The organism is Rothia sp. HMSC072E10, assembly GCF_001813965.1.
Classification (GTDB): domain Bacteria; phylum Actinomycetota; class Actinomycetes; order Actinomycetales; family Micrococcaceae; genus Rothia; species Rothia mucilaginosa_A.
Genome location: NZ_KV814479.1, coordinates 43,705 through 60,673 on the forward strand (window position 1 = coordinate 43,705; position 16,969 = coordinate 60,673).

At 56.7% G+C, this 16,969-nt stretch carries 12 protein-coding genes; 5 read left to right on the plus strand and 7 right to left on the minus strand.

The genetic code is table 11. The annotated features are described in order from the left end of the window. Window positions 1-173: 173 nt before the first annotated feature. A complete protein-coding gene (locus HMPREF2944_RS00595) occupies window positions 174-1,076 on the plus strand; it encodes an aminotransferase class IV (protein WP_070679411.1) in 903 nt (300 codons plus the stop codon). A 264-nt stretch (window positions 1,077-1,340) separates the two neighbouring features. Here the strand turns inward: HMPREF2944_RS00595 and HMPREF2944_RS00600 are convergent, their stop codons facing one another. From HMPREF2944_RS00600 to HMPREF2944_RS09105, 7 genes are all read right to left on the minus strand, one after another. Continuing rightward, complete coding sequence (locus HMPREF2944_RS00600) at window positions 1,341-2,606, minus strand: multidrug effflux MFS transporter (protein WP_070679414.1); 1,266 nt, start codon at window positions 2,604-2,606, stop codon at window positions 1,341-1,343. Between the two features lie 926 nt (window positions 2,607-3,532). Then, window positions 3,533-4,201, minus strand: a complete 669-nt coding sequence (locus HMPREF2944_RS00605; protein ID WP_070679417.1) for a nucleoside/nucleotide kinase family protein — start codon at window positions 4,199-4,201, stop codon at window positions 3,533-3,535. Beyond that, entirely contained in the window at window positions 4,198-4,677 is a 480-nt protein-coding gene (locus HMPREF2944_RS00610; protein ID WP_231840261.1) for a low molecular weight protein-tyrosine-phosphatase, read from the minus strand. Before HMPREF2944_RS00610 ends, HMPREF2944_RS00605 begins: the two co-directional genes overlap by 4 nt. 183 nt (window positions 4,678-4,860) lie before the next feature. Then, window positions 4,861-6,531, minus strand: coding sequence for a pentapeptide repeat-containing protein (locus tag HMPREF2944_RS09100; protein WP_141755709.1), 1,671 nt, complete (start codon window positions 6,529-6,531; stop codon window positions 4,861-4,863). Between the two features lie 132 nt (window positions 6,532-6,663). Then, a complete protein-coding gene (locus HMPREF2944_RS00620; RefSeq protein ID WP_070679423.1) occupies window positions 6,664-8,328 on the minus strand; it encodes a pentapeptide repeat-containing protein in 1,665 nt (554 codons plus the stop codon). Window positions 8,329-8,499: 171 nt separating this feature from the next. Further along, window positions 8,500-10,152, minus strand: a complete 1,653-nt coding sequence (locus HMPREF2944_RS00625; RefSeq protein ID WP_070679426.1) for a pentapeptide repeat-containing protein — start codon at window positions 10,150-10,152, stop codon at window positions 8,500-8,502. A gap of 161 nt (window positions 10,153-10,313) precedes the next feature. Continuing rightward, window positions 10,314-12,020 (minus strand): pentapeptide repeat-containing protein, encoded by a 1,707-nt coding sequence (locus tag HMPREF2944_RS09105; protein WP_141755710.1) that lies wholly within the window; start codon window positions 12,018-12,020, stop codon window positions 10,314-10,316. A 675-nt stretch (window positions 12,021-12,695) separates the two neighbouring features. Here HMPREF2944_RS09105 and dnaK point away from each other — a divergent pair. The 4 genes from dnaK (at window position 12,696) to HMPREF2944_RS00645 (ending at window position 16,887) form a co-directional block, all read left to right on the plus strand. Continuing rightward, the gene (dnaK, locus tag HMPREF2944_RS00630; RefSeq protein WP_005506776.1) at window positions 12,696-14,528 is read left to right on the plus strand and encodes a molecular chaperone DnaK; all 1,833 of its coding nucleotides are present in this window, start codon (window positions 12,696-12,698) and stop codon (window positions 14,526-14,528) included. A 2-nt stretch (window positions 14,529-14,530) separates the two neighbouring features. After that, window positions 14,531-15,109, plus strand: a complete 579-nt coding sequence (locus tag HMPREF2944_RS00635; protein WP_070679429.1) for a nucleotide exchange factor GrpE — start codon at window positions 14,531-14,533, stop codon at window positions 15,107-15,109. Window positions 15,110-15,393: 284 nt separating this feature from the next. Further along, window positions 15,394-16,377: a DnaJ domain-containing protein gene (locus HMPREF2944_RS00640; protein ID WP_070679432.1), complete on the plus strand. Its 984-nt coding sequence runs from the start codon at window positions 15,394-15,396 to the stop codon at window positions 16,375-16,377. A 3-nt stretch (window positions 16,378-16,380) separates the two neighbouring features. Next, the gene (locus tag HMPREF2944_RS00645) at window positions 16,381-16,887 is read left to right on the plus strand and encodes a heat shock protein transcriptional repressor HspR (RefSeq protein WP_070679434.1); all 507 of its coding nucleotides are present in this window, start codon (window positions 16,381-16,383) and stop codon (window positions 16,885-16,887) included. Window positions 16,888-16,969 lie beyond the last annotated feature (82 nt).

Below are 16,969 nucleotides of genomic sequence, written 5' to 3' on the forward strand. Positions count from 1 at the left end.
ACGCAGGGGCACCCGTCACCCGGACGCTCCGCCCTCTCCTCGCTCCGCATCGGAGAGCGTCCGGGCTGACACCCTGAGGGCGCTTCCGGAAAACGCGGCTACACCCGCTACTACTGAACAGGAAGGTACGGCACCTCCTGCCTACGGTTCGGCTGCGAACGTACAATAAAACTATGTCTAGTACCGTAATTCTTCTGAACGAGCAGAACCCGCAGGGTGTCTTCGTGGATCCCTCCGTGCCCCTCATCAGCGTTGATGATCAGGGCTTCACCCGCGGCGACGGCGTCTTTGAGACCATGCTGTCCGTCAACCGCCGCGTGCGTAAGCTCGGCATGCACCTGTCCCGCCTCGAATCGTCGGCGCGCATGCTGGATCTGCCCGACCCGGAACCCGAGATTCTGCGTTCGGCGGTGGAGCGCCTCATGCGTGAGGCGGCCCCCGGCGCCGAAACGGCGCTGGGTGAAGAGCACATCGTGAAGATTATTATTTCGCGCGGCCCCACCCAGGCGGTGACCTCCATGCAGCCGGGCCCGTACACGCTGATTATGGCATCGCCGGTGCCCACATCCATCGTGAAGCGCCGCACCGAGGGCGTAAAGGCGATGCTGCTGCCGCGTGGCCACGAGCCGATGGATAACAGCGCCTACCCGTGGCTGCTGGGCGGCGCGAAGACCCTCTCCTACGCGGTGAATATGGCGGTCCTGCGGTACGTGCAGGAGCGCGGTGCGGATGACGCAATCTTCATCACCGACGAGCGTCGCGTGCTGGAGGGCGCCACCTCCTCGGTGCTGGTCGCCAAGATTGAGGACGGCAAGAAGGTGCTGTACACGCCCGAGCCGAGCCATGGCATCCTCCCCGGCACCACGCAGGGCGCGGTGTTCGAGGCGGCACGCCAGGCCGGTTGGGAGCTGGGCTTCGGTCCGCTCTACCCGCAGGACCTGTTTGAGTCGGATGGCGTGTGGTTGGCCTCGTCGGTGCGTCTGATTGCGCCGGTGACTCACCTGAACGGCACGGCGCTGGCGCACGACCCGGAGCTGACCGCGACCCTGTTGAACTACCTGGCGCAGCAGAGCTAACCGCATACACAAAGGGACGGTATTATCCGAGCGAGGATAATACCGTCCCTTTGTGCTGTCTATGGTCAAGGGCAGGAGGTGCCGTACCTTCCTGAAGCGACATCAGGGTGCCCGAAGCGAAGCGAGGGCGGGTTCCCCTGTAGGAGCGAAGGAAGAGTGCGGGCGCCTCCCTAACTACTACAGCAAACACAGCAAAGCCCCGGACGCGCAACCCTCAGCAGGTTGCCCATCCGGGGCTTTAGCTACACAAAAATCAACAACAGGCTAGTGGCCCGCCGGCGCGCCCTGACCTTCACCAGCGCCGTGGCTCTCACCGTCAGCCGAGTAGTCCGAATCCTTACGCGGCGTAGTCCACAGCACCAGCGCCGTCAGGACCGCGAAACCAAAAATGGAGAAGCCCATCGGCAGGTACTCGTGCTCACCGGCAATCGACACCAGCGGCGCCGCCAACGCACCCAGCAGAGCCTGAACCGTGCCCATCACCGCCGAAGCACTACCCGCCATGTGGCGCGCCTCGTTCAACGCCAACGCCGAAGCATTACCGAAAATCAGGCCGCACGAGCTGGTCAGCAGGAACAGCAGAATCAGCGTCGGCACCATCGAAATACCCACCAAGAAGCTGATGGTCAGCAGCACGGACACCACGAGCAGGCTCACCACACCGGTGTTCATGATGCGGCGCTGCGCCACGCGTCCAACCAGCTTGGTTGCAATCGCGCTGAACAGCACAATGCCCAGCGAGTTCACACCGAACACAATCGTGAACTGGGTTTCGGACAGGCCCAGAATCTTCTGTAGCACAAACGTCGAACCAGAAATGTACGAGAACAGCGCACCAAACGCGAAGCACATCGTCAGCATAAAACCCAGGTAGCGGCGAATCTTGAAGACCTTCGGCAGCTCCGAGTACACGCTCAGGGCAGTGCCCTGGTAGCGTTCCTCCACCGGCAGGGTCTCCTTAATCACGAAGATCACGCCGAGCATCATGATCGCGGTGACCACGCCAAGCACATGGAAAATATCGCGCCAGTTACCCCACGACAGCACCCAGCCACCAAACAGCGGCGCAAGCACCGGCGCGAAGCCGTTAATCATCATCATGATGCCCATGAGCTTAGCGGTCGCCAGACCCTGAGTCGTATCAGTCACGATGGAACGCGCCAGCACCGCACCGATCGAACCGGTGAAGCCCATCATGAAACGCGCAAAAATCAGCAGCTCAATGTTCGGAGCGAAACCACACGCCACCGTCGCAATGAAGCAGATAACCGCACCAATCAGCAGCGGCTTGCGGCGGCCCGTCTTATCAGAGAGGGGACCCACGACCAGCTGGCCGAGAGCCATACCCACCATGAACGCACTCAACGTCAGGGATGCGTTCGTGCTGGTGGTGTTCAGGTCCTCCGCGACAGCGGGCAGTGCGGCAAGGTACATGTCCGTAGCGAGCGGCGCAATCGCGGTCAGCATCGCCAGAACTACGATAAAAATGGGCGAGAGCCCGAAGGAGGTCTTAGTCGACTTCGAAGACATTAGTCTTAGTTTTTCTTTCTGCGTGATGCGCGTGCAACGGCGCCTGTGGCTCTACAAAACGTGGATGCGGCGGTACCGCCCCTGGGGATGAGCTTGCGCAGGCTGGAAGCACAACTTGTTCACGGTAGCAGAATTGGGCGTGGCTTCGTAAGTTAAATGTTTGATATTTTTTTGAGCTGGGAGGGGCACTCCGTTTGGTTGGTTTGGAAGGTGGCGCTTGCCTTCATTTCTACAGGGATAGACAGGGGAGGGCACGCCACATATTTCCTCCGCGCCTACGCAGGGGCACCCGTCACACAGACGCTCCGCCCCTCCTCGCTTCGCTGCGGAGAGCGTCTGTGCGACACCCTGAGGGCGCTTCCGGAAAACGTGGCTGCGCCCTACGCATACTGGAGCAAAAGGGCGGTGTTATCCACGCTCCTACAGGGGCACCCGTCCTCGCTTCGCTTCGGAAACCCTGATGTCGCTTACGGATAACACCGCCCCTTGAGCGGCTTGGCTTAGCCTGCCGCTCAGTCCTCCAAGGCTGAAGAAATATTTGAGAAATATTCTTGAGAAGCATTGCTCGGGGCGACCGCATAACTTACGTTGGTCATATCACGCGATACGACCGGAGGGACAACCTCAGATGCGCAACCACTATTACAAATATTTGCTATGCATCCTGCTGCTCATAGCTTGCGTCTTGCTCGTAATCCTCGCTGTGCTTTCTAACAACAACCCGGGTAACGAAAAAGACGGCACTGCCTCCACTCACGCGCCGAGCAGTACCTCAACCTACTGGGATAAAGACCGCATGGAATCCGCTAGCCCGGCTCCTATGCCTGAATAAAACAGCGCCTCAATAAAACTGCCTCTAAATAGCCGTAGGGCCCAATGCTTCGAGATGCACGAAGCATTGGGCCCTACTGTCTTGTAGGCGGCTGTTACTGCGCCGCGCTGTCGTAGATGAAGTCCACGGTCGCGTAGTCCTCCGGGATTTCGGCGAGCAGCGCCTCCTCCTGTGCCGTCCAGCGTTCCCAGTGCGGGCGGAACGTGTCACCGTCACGAGCCATGGCGCGTTCGTAACGCACCTCGTCCGGGGCGGTGGCGAGAATACGCACCTCGCAGGCACCAGCAATCGCGCCGACACCCTCACAGATGATGATCTGCGTAGCCGCCGGGTCGACGGTGCGCACCTCACCGGGGGCGCCCGCCTCCCAACCCCACGGGGTGTAGGTTCCGGCGATACCTTCGGTCAGCTGCACGGATAGCGCGTCCCACGCCTCCACGCCGTCGAAGAGGCCGTCCCAGCCGGGGTAGAAGTCGTCCAGGTGCAGCACGTGCACGCTGTGGCCGGCGGCGGTGAGCTCCTGCTCAAGCTGCGCGGCGAGGCTGGTTTTGCCGGTGCCGCTGCGACCGTCAATGCCGATGATCAGCGGAATCTGCGCGAAGTCGGCGAGGAACTGGGCACGGAATTCGGTGAATTCGGCGGTGTCCATGTCGAAGTCGTTGCCGATGCCGTGCTCCAGGCGCAGCATGTCTTTGCAGAGTTCCAGGATTTCGGTGGTGCCGGTGACGCGGCGGTTCTGGTTCAGGGGAATACGCTGGCTCACTGCGCGTCGCCTTCCTGCTTGAGGTGGTTGATGAGGCCGCGTGCGGCGGCGTCAATGAGGTCGGTGGTGTACACGAAGTCGCGTTCGCTACCGTACCAGGGGTCGTAGATGCCGAGCTGGTCCAGGTGGGTGGTGGTGACCTTCGGGTCGAAGCTACGCATCATGCGGATCTTGGCTTTGTCGTCGTCGTTGCGGGCGAGGGCTTTGAGGCGCAGGTAGTGGGGTGCGTCCATGGCGAGGATGAGGTCGTTGCGGTCGAAGTCCTCGACGGTGAAGACGCTGGCGCGGTGCGCGGACGGGTCGATACCGCGGGCGGTGAGCTGCGCGGCGGCGCGCGGGTCGATGCGGTTGCCTTCTTCTTCGTTGCTGATGCCGCTGGAGGTGACGGTAACGGGCACACCGGCTTCTTGGGCGTGCTGGCGGATGAGGTATTCGCCGACGGGGGAGCGGCAGATGTTGCCGGTGCAGACAGTCATGATTCGGTACATGGTTCTAGTGTATCGGTGGGGTGCCGGGTGGTTGGGCGCGGCGGGTGCTCGGGGTGGTTCGATGGCCGGCGGCGCGGTGACGGGCGGAGGCGCTCGCCGCCGGGTGCTGCCGCTACCAGGCTTGGGCACGAAAAGGCCCCGCCGGTGTGGGCCGGCGGGGCCTCTCTGATTTTAGATAAATATACGTTTATCTGAATTTTCAATTTCCCTTAGAGTATTAAATGACCTATCAATGGTTGAAGTTGGCTCGCTGATAATTCTATATTCTTTTTCCTCATCGTTCCAAGAGAATGGATCGAATATGCGAGCCCCGATAGGTAAGCATCTAATATGACTTTCAGAAGTTTTGTTATTTTTTATGGTATAAGAAAATATTCCCAAATTTTCTAGAATGAAAGTTGATGGGCTGCATGAGAACCAGCCGTAGTTTATTGATATATTGAATAATGAATTGCTGAAATCTACGTTACAACTTTCCAAAAATGTTATTTCAGCAAGATGTATATTTCCTTTGAAAACTGTTTCGATAAATGTTGCATAGTTTTTAAATTTTGTATTTGTAAAGTCTAAATCTCCTTCAAATACTGCATTGGTAAAATCTGCGATAAAATAAAAATTTACCCCCCGGAAATTTGCCTTTCCTCTAAAATTGACACTGGTAAAATCCGCCCCAGAATATGCATAAGTCCCGTAGTTTTCGCTAAATCGAGTAAATGAGAAGTATGAATCGTTCAATTCTGATTCAGAAAAAATCGAACCTAGTTTAAATTTGCACCCAATGAAGTCAATGCGTGTGTTTGCTTGTATTCCCTTAAAGTTTGCGGTGCCTTCAAATATGGATCCGTTAAATTTTGAGGTATTTTCAAATATGGTTCCTTCAAAATCCGGAGAGCGGGAGTAAGGGGTGTAATCTTTAAATGTAAAACGAGTCCCTGAGAAGTCACATTCGCCCAAAAAGACTGATTCCGAAAGTTTGAACGTGTGTATAAAGATTGCTCCTTTAAAGTTTGCAGATGATGCGAAATAGCTTCCTGAAAGGTTGAATGGGTAAAAGATAAATGATTTTGAAAAATCGTAAGTAAATACGGACCAAGGGCCCTTTAGGGGGGTTTTTGTGCCGTCTTCATGCTCGGTAAATCCAGAATTTAACCTAGATTTAATTTCAAGTAAAATTGTTTGGCGAATATCCTTTTCTTCATAAAATTCTATTTTATGTTTGATAAAATCTTCTCTGCCATATTCATCTATTTCTTCTTCAGTGGGATCATCTTTATCGAGAATATAATGCGAATTTGCAAGGCTGAAAGGTGCACGAATGTACGAACAGAGGCTATTGATAATAATCTGTCCTTCCTTGCGCCGATCGTTATCCTCTTTGATGCTCTTATCTGCGAGCCATTCATCAACAAGGCCCACAAGCGTATAGATGCCGCCCAGACGAACGGTAGCCTTATCATCAGCCAGTTGTTCAATAGCTTTGGTGTAGCGGCTTCGGCGTTCCGCATACACCTGACGGGTGTGGTCGTTCTCGTTTTTCTCTTTTTCCTGGTTATTCTTTCGATGGGTTTCACCAAGAGTAATGACACCCAGAAGACCACCGGTGGTGTAGAGGAGAGCCTGGCGAAGAGCTGAGCCATCATCCTCTTTCCTAAAACCTGAGGTAACTGCGATAGGCAGGAAGAAAGCTGCGGCTCCGCCCAAGACGGCGATTGCACCAAGCCAGCAGTAGAACAGGGGTATTTTTGTCTTTAGTTTGGTGAAATGTGCAGCGAGTAAGAAAATGGCAATCAACGCTGCGCATATGCCAAGTAGGCACCAGGCCCCCGTTGGTTCAAAATGCATGTGTCTAGTTCTCTTGTCTTCTCTGATAGGAACGGTCACCTTTTAGCATAGTGCAAAACTTGCTGACTTGTACTTCTGCTGGTCATAGACGAAGGCCCCACCACACATTCAATGCGGCGGGGCCTTTGGATATTACTGCGCGGGCTCGCTCAGGCGCGTGTACTCCTTCTGGCGTTCATCCCAGGAATCCGGGTCGAAGAGCACCGCCCCGACCGGGATACGGTAGCCCACGCCGTCCAGCCCGGCTGTGCCCAGCAGAATAGGCTGGCTGTCCTCGTACACCGCGAAGTTATGCGCCTCCTGACCGGTAGACTCCGAGCCAGCAGGCAACGCAGCAAACCGAGCCCGGCACATTTCACCCGAGTCAGCATCCTCAGCCGCAAAGACCGGCGGGTTCTTCACGAAAGACACATCGCAGAAATCTGCAGTCTGCACAAATGAGGCACCATAGAACTCCGCATCAGCCTCAAAAGTAGCCTCACTGAAATCTGCGCCTTGGGCAAAAGCCGCCTCACTAAAGTCAGCGGTTTGCGTGAAAGTCGCCCATTTGAAGCGTGCGACCTGCGCGAAATCCGTCTCGCTGAAGAGGGCGTTTTGGGTAAAAATAGCCCCGCTAAAGTCTGCGACCTGACCGAAAGCGGCCCCGATGAAGTGCGTGTTTTGAGCGAACACAGCCCAGCTGAAGTCTGCATTCCGGGCAAAATTTACCCCGCCAAAACTAGCGTTCTGGATGAAAGCCGTCCCAGTGAAGTTCGCCTCCTGAGCGAATTCCACCCCGCTAAAATGGGCGTTCTGCATGAACTTCACCCCGTCGAAATGCGCGTTCTGAATGAAGGACACTCCGCCGAAGTCAGCGCTATGAGTGAAGGTTGCGTGGCTGAAGTTTGCATCGCTGGCAAAGGTCGCGTCACCAAATCCCGCGCTAGATTCAAAGGTTGCGCGGCTGAAATCCATGGTTCCCACAAAAGCTGCCCCGCTGAAATCTGAACCGTTGCAGAACCTCGCCGCAGAGAAGTCGGCGTTCTCAATAGTCAGACCGTCGAGAGGGTAGAAGACGACCGCTCGGCTGAAATCGAACTCAAAGCCGCTCCATGCGCCGGGGACAACAGCCACCTCGCCCTTCTCATTTTCGGCAAGGGTGCTGCTGCGCTTGCTCATCTCAACGAAGACGCTGCGGCGAACATCCTGCTCACCACGGAAAGCCGCCAGATCCGTAGCGAAATCACCCGCATAGTTAGCGGGCGGCGTATCGGATTCAAAAGCTTCTGCCTTGAATGCCCGCGCGAATGGCGAACGCACATAAGCGCAGAGGGCATTGACGATGACCTGCCCCTCCTTCTGCCGCGCCTCAACGCTGAGCTGCTCGTCAGCGAGCCACTCATCCACCAGACCCGCAAGTGTGCTGAGGGCGCTCGCACGGACTGCAGGGTTCGGATACGCCAGCTGCTCAACTGCCTTGCTGTAACGGGTACGGCGCTCGGCATGCACCCGCTGGGGGTGTTCCAGCTTTTTCTGGGCGTTCATGCGGTGGAACTCCCCAAGAAAGAGAACACCCAACAGGGTGCCGGTGATGAAGAAAATGAACGGCTGAACCTCAAAATTGGCGATGTCAGTGTCAAAGGCGAAAGGCATAAGACCCGCCGTGACAATGCCCAAGAGCGCGATAGCCCAAACCCAGGTGCGGAAGCTAGACAGCTTCCCCTTGAAGTTGCCGAACTGCGCGGCGAGCGGGAAGAACAGAATGACGACTGCGCAAGCTATCAGCCAAACCCACGCGGTGCTGGGTGCGAGATGCATGTGGTTCTCCTGTCATCGTTGAAAGGGGCGGGTCATACTCAGCATAAGGTAAAGCTGCTGGGCTTGGGCGGTTTCTGGTCAAAAGCAAGAGCCCCGCCAGCGCTGGATGTGCGGGCGGGGTCTGTGCATATGTGTGTGGGAGCTTCCCCGACGGCAGGGGGGAGCTAGGTTTTACTGCGCGGGCTCACTGAAGCGGGTATAGTCCTGCTTCTCTTCGTCCCAGGAATCCGGGTCGTACAGCACAGTGCCAAGAGGGAGAACGAACGTTCTGTTAAGAAGCTCCGCCGTGCCGCAGCTGAAACCGTGGGCGCTCTCCGGGCGCGCCTCAAACAGGTAATCCTGAGGATTCGCATGCGCCGAGAACCGGGCCGTCTGCAGTCGCTCTTCCAAATCCTCAAAGGACGGTTTAACATACATGAAGCTAGTCTGCCTGAAATCTGCCCGCTGACCGAACGTCGCACCCGGGAAGTAGGCTCCCTCAAAGCTCGCCCCGTTGAAGCTCACCGCCCGCGCGAACGTCACCCTACGGAAGCCGACAAACGCTGTGAACGTCGCCTTGCTAAAGTCGGCATCTTGCGCGAAGGTGACCTTGTCGAAGTTCGCTCGCTGCGGGAAGTCCATATCTTCATATGACGTTCTCGGAAGCGCAATAAAAGACGCCCGGCTGAACGTGGCGTCGCCGTCGAACCGCGCCCCACCAAAATCCTCGTACTGCGTGAAGGTCGCCCCGCTAAAGTCCGCCGCGCTCGCAAAGCGTACGTTGCTGAACATTGCGGACTGCTTGGTGACTACACCGGCAAAGCGCGCGACCCCGCCGAACAGCGACTTGGAGAACACCGCCGGACGGTTGAAGACCGACGCGGCGAAGTGCGCTTCATCGTGGAACGTGGAGGCGGTGAATACTGCCTTTCCGTCGAAGGTGATTGCCGCGAAGCTGGCTATGCCTGCGGTGTTTAAGCGCGAGAAGTTGGCGTCGGACTCGAAGGAGGCCACCGCGAAGTCAGCCGCAGCTGAAAAGACCGCGTCTGAGAAGTCAACCTCGCCGGTGAAGGTCACGGTTGCGAAGCTTGCCGCGTCCGCAAAACGTGCCCCGCCGAACTTTGCCGCGCCTGCGAAGTGTGCGGCGCTGAACCCCACCCAGTCGGTGAAGTTCGCGCTGTCGAAGGAGGCGTCAGCCGTGAACTGCGCCGCCGAGAAACTGGTGTCACCGTGGAAAGTTGCGCCGGAGAAATCCGCTTGTCCGTAGAAGGTTGCGGAGGCGAAGTCGGCGTTCTGAAAGTGCAGCTGCCGCAACGGGTAGAAAATGGGCGCACCACCAAAGTCGAAGCGCAAATCAGCCCACATCGGCGATAGCGACGGCACCGTACGCTGGCTTTCCCCGTTACCTTTTTCGTTGCGCTCGGTGACCGCGGCGAGGCGGCGGCTGAGCTCCATGAAGACTGTGCGGCGCACCAGCTGCTCCTCGCGTAGCGCCACCTGATCGCGCGCGAAGTTGCCTTCGTACCCTTCGGGGGCCCCGCCTGATTCTAGGACCTGGCGTTTCTGTGCGAGGGGGTAGGGCGTGCGGATGCACCCGGTCAGCGCGTCGATAATGGTCTGGGCTTCTTCGCGGCGTACTTGCGTGGGGAGGGAGGTGTCAGTGAGCCATCCGTCCGCGAGGTTTACGAGCGTGAATACCGCGCCGAGGCGTGTGGCGGGTTGTCCGTCGAGGAATTGTTCGAGAGCGTGCGTGTAGCGTTTGCGCCGCTTGGCCTGCCTCTGCTGGATGCGTTCCGGGGTGTTTTTGCGTTGTCGCAGCTTTGCGAAGAGTGCTGCTAGGTTCATGGTGGTGTGCCCTTCCTGCTCCGGTGCTGGCTTATATCCAGCATAGGGGAGGACCCCACCCCTGCGCGCTCCAGGTGGGCAAAAGAAGAAGCCCCGCCTGCACGAGAAGTACAGACGGGGCCTTTAGAAAACTTACCTCCTAGAGGAGGAAATGTATGGTGTTACTCTGCCGGTTTGCTGACTCGGGTATATTCCTGTTTCTTCTCATCCCATGAATCAGGATCGTAGAGATGGGAATTAACAGGAATCTTCGCCTCAAACCGTTTGCACCTTCTTTTACCCACGAGAGTTACAGATTTGATATCTATTTTGGGAATATCAGGATGACTGAAACTAAGGAATTTATGCACGGAGAAACAATTGAAAATAGCGCCATCAAAGAAAACCTGGCCATCTTGTAGAGCTGGCGTGATTATAGTGGGTCCTTTAAAAATTGAACTATCGAATATTGCACCTGCCTTAAGTATCGTTGCCTGAAAATTCAATTCTTTTTCAAAACACGAATCACTGAAAAGAGCTGTCCCCTGAAACTGTGCGCATGAGAAGGAGGCATCTCCGAAATAATGAGTATCCGAAAATATTGAAATTCCTTGAAAGTCTGAAAAACTAAAATCTGCTAGTCCAAAAAATTTTGAATTACGAAAATCTGAATTGAAAAACCTTAGTCTGTTAAGCGGATAGAAAATGGTTGATTTTCTGAAATTGAATTCAAATACATGCCATGTTACGTAATCTCGTTTCTCTTTCTCACCAAGGGGGTGAAGGCGGATACTTATTTCATTAAAAATACTTCGGCGTACTTCTTGTTCTTCGAAAAGTCTTGTTTGGTCCTCAGGAAATTTTCCTTCGTAATTATCTGGTTTACTATCCAGTTCAAGAACTGAACGTTTCTCTGCCAACTTAAATGGGGAACGAATATAGGCGCATAGATTATTGACAATAATCTGCCCCTCTTTTATTCGAGTTTCTTCATCAATGTTATCGTCCTCTAGCCACTCATCGGCAAGTCCTACAAGTGCGTACACTCCGCCAAGACGGACAGGGGCATGCTTGCTAGAAAGCTTATCAACTGCTGCAATGTAACGGTCACGGCGAGCTGCATGGACCTCACGAATATGCTCCTGACTGTTCTTGCGGTTTGTCTCAATAAGGCCCAAAACAGCGATAACTCCACCAGTAATATATAGAAGATGAACTCTCAAGTCGGAGACGGAACTTTTAGAATCCTGGCTCTTCTGATTTTCGGAAACCTGATTTTGTGAGCTATTTGTTTCTCGTAACCAATTTGTATATGAAGGAATGTATAAGGCGGCCACTCCACCTAAAATGGCAAGTCCCGCCAGAGTGGCTATAAAATACTTATTAGTTAGGTTAGTCAGAATTTTCTGGAATTTTGTGACAGTCCTTTTGAAAAAGAATATGAAAAATACTGCTATCATTGTTGCCGATAATGTAGTCCCAAGCGGTACATTCTCGGTCGAGAAATATTTGAAAACAAGTATTATTTTTTCAGATATATAGCCCCAATGCATTGCAATTAATGGAAAAATAGGGAAAATTAAAAATAATATATATCTGATTGGCGAGTCTTTTTGGGCTCTTGAATCCTCGGTCTGTAAATATATAAAATAAAACTTCCTAGTGCCGCGCGTGGATTTTATGCCATTTTGTTCTTTTTGGATACCCCGTCTTAATAGAGTCTTTTGTAGTTTTTTATATTTGGAGAATAGTGAAGAGATAAAAGCAATCCCTAGGGCAAATAAAATGATCTTTTCTAAAATAATGGAAGGCAAAGAGTGCTTTTCTGAGGGCGAGGTAATCTGGTTGGTTTCACTCGGTGATTCTTGTGGAGCGTCTTTTGGGGACACGGATTTCTCCTGTCTACTCTGATAGGAATGGTCATCACTAGGATACGGTAGAGGCTCACTCTAAAGCGAAGAGTTAGAGCGCTTGGCGTTGAGAGTGGGTGCAAGCGGGGAAATTGCTCTGAGCAGCCTCTGACAGGGATAGGTCAAAGAAGACATATGGAGCGATGTCCTACCGTCAACAGGTACACTCTCGTCCTTATTTAAGGCACCCTGTTAGCCACCTTCCGGCACCTCTCGCACCCCACTTTCCGGGTTTTTCGCCCCTTTCTAAAAGATTTTTAAAAATTTTTTCGCACCGAGTGCCCGCCACTGTCCGCCGTGCGCTGAATCGCCTCGCCGCGCCCACACGCCACCCAAAAACCCCGGAATTCCGCGGCAAAACCGCCCATTCGCGCCTCGCCGCTGCCCCCAAAATCCCCCACAAAACACCCCTCCAGAACCCCAAAATACCCACCCCTCACGCCCCTCCGCATAAAAAAGTTGAGTAAAGTTCGCTCAACTCTATTGACACCCCTGCCAGGGGAGTGCATACTTGAGTACATGAGGCTCAAGGGAGCCGCGCGGACCACCCCACACGGGGCGGCACGCGCAGCACCCTCGTCTCCAAAACTTTCAAACTATCCCGCCTCGCATTAGAAGAAGCGGGGCACTAACACCTAAGGAGTGAATAAACATATGGCACGTGCAGTAGGTATTGACCTCGGTACCACCAACTCGGTCGTAGCAGCACTGGAAGGTGGCGACCCGGTCGTCATCGCTAACGCAGAGGGCACCCGCACCACCCCCTCCGTCGTCGCATTCTCCAAGGACGGCGAGGTTCTGGTCGGTAGCGTCGCAAAGCGTCAGGCAGTGACCAACGTCGACCGCACCATCTCCTCCGTCAAGCGCCACATGGGCACCGACTGGACCACCGAGATTGACGGCAAGAAGTACACCCCGCAGGAAATCTCCGCTCGTATCCTCATGAAGCTGAAGGGCGACGCAGAGGCATTCCTGAACGACAAGGTCACCGACGCCGTCATCACCGTCCCGGCATACTTCAACGACGCTGAGCGTCAGGCAACCAAGGAAGCCGGCGAGATTGCAGGCCTGAACGTCCTGCGTATCGTGAACGAGCCCACCGCCGCAGCACTCGCATACGGCCTGGACAAGGGCAAGGAAGACGAGCTCATCCTGGTCTTCGACCTCGGTGGCGGTACCTTCGACGTCTCCCTGCTGGAAGTCGGCAAGGATGACGACGGCTTCTCCACCATTCAGGTTCGCGCAACCAGCGGTGACAACCGCCTCGGTGGCGACGACTGGGACCACCGCGTCGTCGAGTGGCTGCTCGCACAGGTGAAGGCAAACACCGGCGCTGACCTGTCCAAGGACAAGATTGCTCTGCAGCGTCTGCAGGAAGCAGCTGAGCAGGCTAAGAAGGAGCTGTCCAGCGCTTCTAGCACCAACATCTCCCTGCAGTACCTGTCCGTGACCCCCGAGGGCCCCATCCACCTGGATGAGAAGCTGACCCGCGCAAAGTTCGAGGAACTGACCCGCGATCTGCTCGAGCGCACCAAGAAGCCCGTGCTCGACGTAATCAAGGAAGCTGGCGTGTCCATCTCCGAGATTTCTGAGGTCATCCTGGTTGGCGGCTCCACCCGTATGCCCGCTGTTGCTGAGCTCGTCAAGGAGCTCACCGGCCGCGAGCCCAACAAGGGCGTGAACCCCGACGAGGTCGTGGCAATGGGTGCAGCACTGCAGGCAGGCGTGCTGAAGGGCGACCGTAAGGACGTTCTGCTGATCGACGTCACCCCCCTCTCCCTCGGTATCGAGACCAAGGGCGGCGTGATGACCAAGCTGATCGAGCGCAACACCGCAATCCCGACCAAGCGTTCCGAGACCTTCACTACCGCAGAGGACAACCAGCCCTCCGTGACCATTCAGGTCTTCCAGGGTGAGCGTGAGTTCACTCGCGACAACAAGAACCTGGGTACCTTCGAGCTGACCGGCATCGCCCCCGCACCCCGTGGCGTGCCCCAGATTGAGGTCACCTTCGACATCGACGCAAACGGCATCGTCCACGTCTCCGCAAAGGACAAGGGCACCGGTGTTGAGCAGTCCATGACCATCACCGGCGGCACCTCCCTCTCCAAGGACGACATCGACCGCATGGTCAAGGACGCAGAGGCACACGCTGAGCAGGACAAGGCACGCCGCGAGGCTGCTGACACCCGCAACGCAGCCGAGTCCGTCGCATACTCCGTCGAGAAGCTCCTGAAGGAGAACGGCGACAAGCTGCCCGAGGACGTCAAGACCGAGGTTCAGGGCGATGTCGACGAGCTGAAGAAGGCACTCGAGGGCGACGACGATGCAGCAGTGAAGTCCGCATTCGAGAAGCTGCAGGCATCCCAGTCCAAGCTGGGCGAGGCACTCTACGCAGCAGCACAGGCTGAGGCATCCGAGTCCAAGCCCGCCGCTGATGAGGACGTTGTCGACGCCGAGGTTATCGACGAAGACGAGAAGAAGTAATCATGGCTGAGCAGGAAAACGTCACCCCCGACCCGCTGGAGGAGGCATTCAACGCCCCCGCAGCGGAAGGCCACCCCGAAGCTGAATCGGTCGAAAGCCCCGAGGAAGTTGCGGAAGCCGTCGAGGCTGAGCTCCAGGACGCCGTAGAAGCAGAATCTGCGGATGCGGCACTCGCCGCGGAGCGCCTGGACTCCCTGCTTCGCCTGCAGGCCGAGTTCACTAACTTCAAGAACCGCACCGCCCGCGAAAAGGAGCAGCTGCGAGGCTTCGTAACCAGTGAACTGGTGACCGCGCTGCTGCCGGTGCTCGATGATATCGACGCCGCACGTAAGCACGGCGACCTGCAGGAAGGCCCCTTCGCCTCCATCGCTACCAAGCTCGAAGAGCTGCTCGGCAAGCAGGGTGTGGAGCGTTTCGGTGAAGTAGGCGACGCCTTCGACCCGAACATCCACGAAGCTGTTCTGCAGCAGCCCACCGACGAGGTGGCTGAGGATCATGTCTCCATGGTTCTGCGTTACGGCTACCGCGTGAACGACCGCGTGGTTCGTACCGCTCAGGTGGCTGTGGCTGTCGCACCGTAAGGTGGCAGGCTAGGCATTGGCTGAATAACTAACGACGGGCGGGTGCTCTCCCTAGTGGGGGAGTGCCCGCCCTGTTGTTTGCTTGCGATATGTGCGTGGTCTCGGCATGTAGCGGCGGTGGTTAAAAAGCCTTGTAGGGCGCTAAATTTTGGTCTACCCCCTTCCAAAATTGAGTCAAGTAGACTAAACTTTTATATAGAGCATTAAGACAAGAACGTGGTGCCCTGCTAGCCGTCCCGTAACCGAGGAGGGCGGCGCATCACCGCGAGAGGAGCAACAAACATATGGCAAGCGAAAACTGGATAACTGACGACTTTTATAAGGCACTGGGCGTTAGCGAAGACGCAAGCGAAAGCGACATTAAGAAGGCGTACCGCAAGCTCTCCCGCAAGTACCACCCGGATCTGAACCCCGGTGACGAGCAGGCTGAGAAGAAGTTCAAGGAAATCTCCGAGGCCTACGACGTGCTCTCCGACAAGAAGCAGCGCGAGGAGTACGACCAGATTCGCCGCTACGGCGCCCCAGGCATGGGCGCGGGCGGCTTCGGTGGTGGCGGCTTTAGCGGCGGATACCCCGGCGCGGACGCCTTCGGCGGATTCCGCGGCGGCACCAACATCAACATTGACGACCTGCTCGGCGGCCTCTTCGGCGGAAGCACCGGCGGTAGCCGCCGTCGCTCCGCCGGCTTCACCAGCGCCGACTTCGGCGGCATGGGTAGCGGCTTTGGCGGCGCACAGCACGCGGCCCCCGAGGAAAGCACCACCAGCACCCGCATCAGCCTGGCCCAGGCCTACACCGGCGCAAACGTGACCGTGTTCCTGCCGGACGGCTCCCACACCGAGGCACGCATCCCCGCAGGCATCAAGGACGGCCAGAAGGTCCGCCTGCGCGGCAAGGGCCTGCGCGGCGGCGACCTGAAGGTCACCGTGCGCGTCTCCGATGACTCCGTGTACTCCCGCGAGGGCAACAACCTGATCCTGCGCGCACCCGTCACCCTCGCCGAGGCCGTCGACGGCGCAGTGATCGAGGTGCCCCTGCCCGACGCATCCACCGTGAAGCTGCGCCTGGCACCCGGCCAGGTCGGCCGCCGACTGCGCGCCAAGGGCCGCGGCTTCAAGGCTAAGGGCGGCGACGGCGACCTGCTGGTCATCCCGGAGATTGTTCTGCCCACCGAGCTGAGCGCAGAGGCGCAGGAAGCATTCGATAAGTTCGTAAAACTGGCACCGCAGGAGAACCCGCGTAAGGATCTGTTGAAGAAGGCGAAGTAAACCATGGCATCTCGAGAATCATCATCTAAGTCCCGTAGCGGCAAGCCGTTGCACAGCGTGGACCTGCCGGTTTTCGTGATTTCTGTGGCGGCTGAGCTGGCGGGCATGCACCCGCAGACCCTGCGCCAGTACGACCGCATCGGCTTGGTCCAGCCTTCGCGTGCGCCCGGTAAGGCGCGCCGCTACTCGCAGCGTGACGTGAACCGTCTGCAGCGGATTCAGCAGCTCTCGCAGGAGGGCGTCTCCCTGGAAGGTATCCGCCGAATCATCGAGCTGGAGGCTCTCCTGGAGTCGCAGAAGGAACAGATTGCGGCCCTGCAGAGCCAGATCGAGGACGCGAAGGTGAAGCTGGGCTTGGCGGAGCGCGTGTTCGCTGCCGGTACCAGTGGCGACGTGGTGCATATTGCCCGCGGCACCCGCCCGGCGCCTCGTCAGCGTTCTTCGGCTGTGGTGCTGTATCGTCAGCATCGCCAGCCGGCTACGGCGGATGATGCGAAGCCGCAGCGCTAAACCGGCTAAACCCGCTACACTGGGATAAACGGCTCGGCTGTTCTAGCTCATTTGCGCTAGTCAGCCACCCATATAGGCTTGT

Excerpts from the sequence above, each read along its gene's own strand:
- HMPREF2944_RS09100 (WP_141755709.1), bottom strand. The coding sequence starts at position 6,531 with ATGCATTTTGAACCAACGGGGGCCTGGTGCCTACTTGGCATATGCGCA.
- HMPREF2944_RS00600 (WP_070679414.1), bottom strand. The coding sequence starts at position 2,606 with ATGTCTTCGAAGTCGACTAAGACCTCCTTCGGGCTCTCGCCCATTTTT.
- HMPREF2944_RS00620 (WP_070679423.1), bottom strand. The coding sequence starts at position 8,328 with ATGCATCTCGCACCCAGCACCGCGTGGGTTTGGCTGATAGCTTGCGCA.
- HMPREF2944_RS00595 (WP_070679411.1), top strand. The coding sequence starts at position 174 with ATGTCTAGTACCGTAATTCTTCTGAACGAGCAGAACCCGCAGGGTGTC.
- HMPREF2944_RS00610 (WP_231840261.1), bottom strand. The coding sequence starts at position 4,677 with ATGACTGTCTGCACCGGCAACATCTGCCGCTCCCCCGTCGGCGAATAC.
- dnaK (WP_005506776.1), top strand. The coding sequence starts at position 12,696 with ATGGCACGTGCAGTAGGTATTGACCTCGGTACCACCAACTCGGTCGTA.
- HMPREF2944_RS00645 (WP_070679434.1), top strand. The coding sequence starts at position 16,381 with ATGGCATCTCGAGAATCATCATCTAAGTCCCGTAGCGGCAAGCCGTTG.
- HMPREF2944_RS00640 (WP_070679432.1), top strand. The coding sequence starts at position 15,394 with ATGGCAAGCGAAAACTGGATAACTGACGACTTTTATAAGGCACTGGGC.
- HMPREF2944_RS00625 (WP_070679426.1), bottom strand. The coding sequence starts at position 10,152 with ATGAACCTAGCAGCACTCTTCGCAAAGCTGCGACAACGCAAAAACACC.
- HMPREF2944_RS00635 (WP_070679429.1), top strand. The coding sequence starts at position 14,531 with ATGGCTGAGCAGGAAAACGTCACCCCCGACCCGCTGGAGGAGGCATTC.